Source organism: Frankia canadensis (assembly GCF_900197875.1).
Lineage (GTDB): Bacteria > Actinomycetota > Actinomycetes > Frankiales > Frankiaceae > Frankia > Frankia canadensis.
Genome location: NZ_FZMO01000262.1, coordinates 1 through 5,079 on the forward strand (window position 1 = coordinate 1; position 5,079 = coordinate 5,079).

5 protein-coding genes are annotated in these 5,079 nt (G+C 73.9%); all 5 read left to right on the forward strand.

Translation table 11 applies throughout. The features are described from left to right. Nucleotides 1–173 precede the first annotated feature (173 nt). Nucleotides 174–878, forward strand: a complete 705-nt coding sequence (locus tag C1A33_RS19855) for a hypothetical protein (protein WP_101832944.1) — start codon at nucleotides 174–176, stop codon at nucleotides 876–878. Between the two features lie 68 nt (nucleotides 879–946). Next, nucleotides 947–1,807: a vWA domain-containing protein gene (locus C1A33_RS19860; protein ID WP_101832945.1), complete on the forward strand. Its 861-nt coding sequence runs from the start codon at nucleotides 947–949 to the stop codon at nucleotides 1,805–1,807. Nucleotides 1,808–1,826: 19 nt separating this feature from the next. Next, entirely contained in the window at nucleotides 1,827–2,621 is a 795-nt protein-coding gene (locus tag C1A33_RS19865) for a hypothetical protein (protein ID WP_101832946.1), read from the forward strand. Further along, a complete protein-coding gene (locus C1A33_RS37500; protein ID WP_279354668.1) occupies nucleotides 2,618–4,204 on the forward strand; it encodes a phosphotransferase in 1,587 nt (528 codons plus the stop codon). The genes C1A33_RS19865 and C1A33_RS37500 overlap by 4 nt, the downstream gene beginning before the upstream one ends. A gap of 47 nt (nucleotides 4,205–4,251) precedes the next feature. Beyond that, nucleotides 4,252–5,079 (forward strand): serine/threonine-protein kinase (locus C1A33_RS19875; RefSeq protein ID WP_133150744.1); only part of this gene is annotated, 828 nt, incomplete at its 3' end.

Here is a 5,079-nt window from a genome sequence, read left to right on the forward strand (position 1 = left end):
ACCCCGACCCCCACGGCCACGGGCTCGCCTGCGATCCCGCCGGATCTGGCCGACGAGGGGGCAGGCGCGGGGGACGCGGGTGCCATCACCACGACCAAGTCGGCGCAGGGCGGGAACTGCCTGTCGCTCGACCGGGCGGGCGAGGTGCCCATGCGGCTGCGGATCAACACGAAGTGAGCGCGCGGCGCGCACCGGCGCGGACCGGGGAGGATCCGCTCCGACACCTGGCGATCCTCGCGGCCACGGTTGCCGCTGCGCTGGTCGCGGCCCTGTTCGGCTGGTCCCTGTGGCTGCCCGATCCGCCGGGCTGGTGGACCTCGTTCGCCGTCGTCCTCGGGGCTGTCGTCGCCAGTACCCTGATCGCGGCCGCGTTGGTGTGGCAGCCCCGGCCGCGAGATGCCTCGCCGCGGGCCCCGCACCAGCAGCAGGTCGAACCGGATGACTGGCCGACCGAGGTCGGGACCGTCGCCGGGGCTCCGTTCTCCCCGCCGGCCGGCAGGGCGGGCTCTGTCGGTGGCACACCCGTCGGCGCGTCCGCTGGTGCTTCTGGCGGTGCTTCCCGCGGCAGCTCTGGCGGCGACTGGTGGAACAGAGGCGCCCCGGCGCCGGCGGCGCGCGAGCTGGTGCGCACGACGCCGGTCCGCGCGGCGCCCCGCGATCTCGCTCGGCTGGGTGAGGCTCCCCGCATCGTGCAGTGCCCGCGGTGCGGCGCGTTCCGCGTGGACGTCAGGTCCGGTGACCCCAGGCCCGGTGACGCGGCGAACGGTCCTGTCGGACACATGTTCCGGTGCCGCGTCGACGGCCACGAGTGGACCTGGCAGCCGGGCAGCGCCTGGCCCGCCACCGTCGTCGCGAGCCGCCGGCGGCGCTCCCGATGACCCCGCTCCCGACGCCCCCGCGCCCGTTGACCCCGCGCCCGTTGACCCATGACCAGGACGGATGATCCATGTACGAGCAGACCTTCTCCCGCGCGAACCCCGGCTGCATCGTGTTCCTGCTGGACCGGTCCGACTCGATGAAGCAGCCGTGGCAGTCCAGCGGGGGCACCCTCGCCGAGGGCGCCGCCCGTGCGGTGAACAAGATCCTGCTCGACCTGTGCGTGAAGTCCGCGAAGGAGGTCGGCGGCCGGGCCCGGCACTACTTCGACGTGGGCGTCTTCGGCTACGGCGCCTGCCCGGTGGCGGGTGGCGAGGGTGTCGAGCCGGCGCTGGGCGGGCAGCCGATCGTGCCGATCCCGCAGGTGTTCGACAGTCCGCTGCGGGTCGAGGCGCCGCGCGGCGGGCCGGACGACGAGACGGTCGACGCCGTCGCGGGCTCCCGGCTCCCGGTCTGGATCGAGCCGGTGTTCGGCTACCGGACGCCGATGTGCCAGGCCATCGCGGCGGCCGGCGAGCACGTCTACGGGTGGGCGGCGAACCATCCCGACTCGTTCCCGCCGATCGTCATCAACATCACCGACGGGATGGTCACCGACAGCCCGTACGACGGCGCCGACCTGACCGAGTGGGCCGCCCGGCTCACCTCGATCGAGACGCGGGACGGCCGGGCGCTGCTGTTCAACATCTTCCTGTCCCCGCGGCTCGCCCCCGAGGTGCTGTTCCCGACCACCGCCGCCGGGCTGCCCGAACCGGGACCGGACCTGTTCGGGATCTCCAGCGTGCTGCCGTCGTCGATGGTGGCGAACGCGCGCGGCGCCCGGGTGGAGATCGCCGACGGTGCCCGCGGGTTCGTGTTCAACGCCGGTCTCGCCACCCTCGTCTGGTTCCTGGAAATCGGCACCAGGGTCGCGGACGTCCGGGACAGATAAGGGACGGAGAGACGAGTCGATGATCCTCGCCTGCTCGACCTGCTTCGCCCTGGAGAAGCAGGGCAGCGCCCCGCTGGAATGGGAGGACGCCGCCGCCTACCACGACGGCGACCCGGCCGCGGGCGTGGAACCCCGGTTCGTGGTCGTCGACGGCGCGACCGAGGCCTACGACGCGATCCGCTGGGTGGAACACCTGGTTGCGTCGTTCGTCGCACACACCGGGCCGGCGATCACCCACGACGCGTTGGGCGTCTGGTTCGAGCAGGTCCAGCGGCTGTGGGCGGCCGAGGCACCCGCCCGGTTCGCGACGGTCATCGAGCGCCACAAGTTCCTCACCGAAGGATCGTTCGCGACCTTTCTGGGCTGCCGACTCGCCGACCTCGACGGGCCCGGCGCCCGCTGGGAAGCCGCCGCGCTCGGTGACACCGTGCTCTTCCACATCCGCGACGGTCGGCTGCTCAGCCACTTCCCGCCGATCGGCGTCGACGAGTTCGGCCTGTCGCCCGCCGGTGTCGGCACCCGCCCGGAGGCGCTCGACCCGATGCTGCGGGACCTGGAGCTGGGCGCCGGCGAGGTCCGCGCCGGCGACGTGCTCTTCGTCGCCACCGACGCGCTGGCCCAGTGGCTGCTGGTCGAGGCCGCGCGCGACGAGTCGTCGCTGTGGTGGGCGCTCGCCGCGCTCGACCACGACGCGGCGTTCGCGGCGATCGTCGCGGACCAGCGTGCGGCCGGTCGGCTGCACAACGACGACGTCACACTGCTGCGGGTGCGCCTGCTCACCGAGGCGCCCGGGGATCTGGTGATGTGCCTGTGACCACCCGCCGATCGGCCTCCCGCCCGCCGGACCGCCCGGCCGGCCCGGCCTCCACCCGCGAGTCGCCCGCCTACCCGTCCGCCGAGGACTACATCCGGGCCGTGCAGCGGCCCGACGTCGTGTTCGACCGGCCCGACCTCGCCGCGGCCACCTTCGACACACACCCGATGCTGGGCATTCCCGTCCCCGCCTCGGGCAGCACCGCCGTCGTGTTCCGCGCGACGGTCGGCGGCACCCCTCAGGCGCTGCGTTTCTTCACCCGCGACGACGCCTCCACCCAGCAGCGGTACACGGCGCTCAACACCTGGTTCACCGAGCGCGGCCTCACCGGCGACGTCGCGGCCTGCCAGTGGGTGGAACGGGCGATCCTCGTCAACGGTCAGCGCTGGCCGATGGTCCAGATGGAATGGGTCGCGGGCCGCCCCCTCGACCAGCACGTCGAGGACCTCGTCGACGACGACAACCGCGATGCGCTGGCCACCCTCGCCGGCGCATGGCGCGACCTGCTGCGCCGAGCCCAGGCCGCCCGCTTCGCCCACGGCGATCTGCAGCACGGCAACGTGCTCGTCGACGACACCGGCCGGCCCCGGCTCGTCGACTTCGACAGCTCGTGGATCGCCCCCTTCGAGGGCCTGCCGCCACCGTCCGAGGGCGGCCACCGCAACTACCAGCCCGAGAACCGGGTCTGGGGCCCGTGGATGGACACCTTCCCGGGGCTCGTCATCTACCTGTCGCTGCTGGCGCTCGCCCGCGAACCAACCCAGTGGGACCAGCTCAACGACGGCGAGAACCTGCTGTTCGGACGGCGCGACTACCAGCCGCCGCACCAGACCCAGGCATGGACGCGCGTCGACCGGCTGCACGACCCGGAGATCGACCGCCTCGCCGCCCGGCTGCGCGCCTGCTGCGCTCCGGACTGGACGGCCAGCACCGACCTGGAAGCACTGCTCCAAGCCCCCCTGCCCTGGTGGACGCGCACCACCGCCACCACCACCGCCACCACCGCCACCTCTGCCACCTCAGCCGCCTCCGCGGCCTCCACGCCTCCCGTCCCTCCGGCTCCCGCTCCCGCGCGGCCGTCCCGGCTCGACCAGACCGGCGGCGCCAACGCGTCGCCCTGGCCCGACGTTCCCACCACCGTCGGCGCGTCACCCGCCCCTCCCCAGCCGGGAGCCACCTGGTGGCAGCAGACAGGCGGTTCCACCCCGCCTCTCTCACCGCCAGCGCGGACACAGGCGGCCCCGGCGGGCACCCCGACGGCGTCGCCGCCCGCGCCGCCTGCGGGCGGTTCCCCATCGGCGACCCGCGCCGGACGGGGAAACCGCGGGAGATCGGCGGGCGCCGCCGGACCGGGTCCCGCTGCTGGCCGGGGCAGGTCCGCGGGGAGGGCGCTGCGCGCACTCGGCCGGGCCCTGCCTGTCGCGGTGGTGGCGATGGCGGTCTGGGCTGTCCTCGTCGGCGCGCTCAGCCCCGCGCTGGGGCTGGCGGGCGCCGCGGCGTTCGCCCTGGTGCCGGTGCTGCTCGTCCTGTTCCTTTTCGCGATCCGAGCGCGGCGCCGACGAGGACCTCCGGGGGGAACGTGATGTCCAAGCCAGGGCAACAGCCAGAGCCTCAGTCACAGCCGGTGCGGATGTTCGGTCCGTACCGGATCGAGGCGCCGCTCGGGCGCGGCGGGATGGGCGAGGTATACCGGGCGTACGACACCGGCCAGCAGCGGATGGTGGCGCTCAAGGTGCTGCTGCCGGGTCTGGCCGGCGACCCGCAGTACACCGAGCGGTTCCGCCGGGAATCCGCGATCGCCGCCCGGCTGCGCGAGCCGCACGTCATCCCGATCCATCGCTACGGCGAGATCGACGGCCAGCTCTTCCTCGATATGCGCCTCGTGGAGGGCGCCCATCTGGGGGCCGTCCTCCGTGACGGACCGCTCGACCCGTCGGTCGCCGTCGGCGTGGTGGAACAGCTCGCCGCGGCACTGGACGCCGCACACGCCGACGGGCTGGTGCACCGCGACGTCAAGCCGTCCAACGTGCTGTGCGCGGGCCGCGCTCGCCCGACCGACTTCGTCTACCTGGTCGACTTCGGGATCGCCCGCTCGGTCGACGGCGCCGGCATCACCACGGACGGCGAGATGATCGGATCGATCGAGTACATGGCACCCGAACGATTCGGGTCGACGCGGCTCGACCACCGCTCGGACGTCTACTCGCTCGCCTGCCTGTTCTTCGAGTGCCTGACCGGCCGCCGGCCGTTCGTCGCGGCCGAACGGCTCGGCGTGATCCGCGCCCATCTGCAGGATCCGCCACCGACGCTGGCAGCCGCGCGACCCGGGCTGCCCCCCACCCTGGACGACGTCCTCGCCCGCGGCCTGGCGAAGGACCCGTCCGACCGCCACCCGTCCGCATCCGCCTTCGCCGACGCGGCACGCGAGGCCCTCCAGACGGTGCCCCCAACCCCGTCC

What these genes read in the sequence shown, in the direction of transcription:
- C1A33_RS19860 (WP_101832945.1), top strand. Translation starts at nt 947, where the DNA reads ATGTACGAGCAGACCTTCTCCCGCGCGAACCCCGGCTGCATCGTGTTC.
- C1A33_RS19865 (WP_101832946.1), top strand. Translation starts at nt 1,827, where the DNA reads ATGATCCTCGCCTGCTCGACCTGCTTCGCCCTGGAGAAGCAGGGCAGC.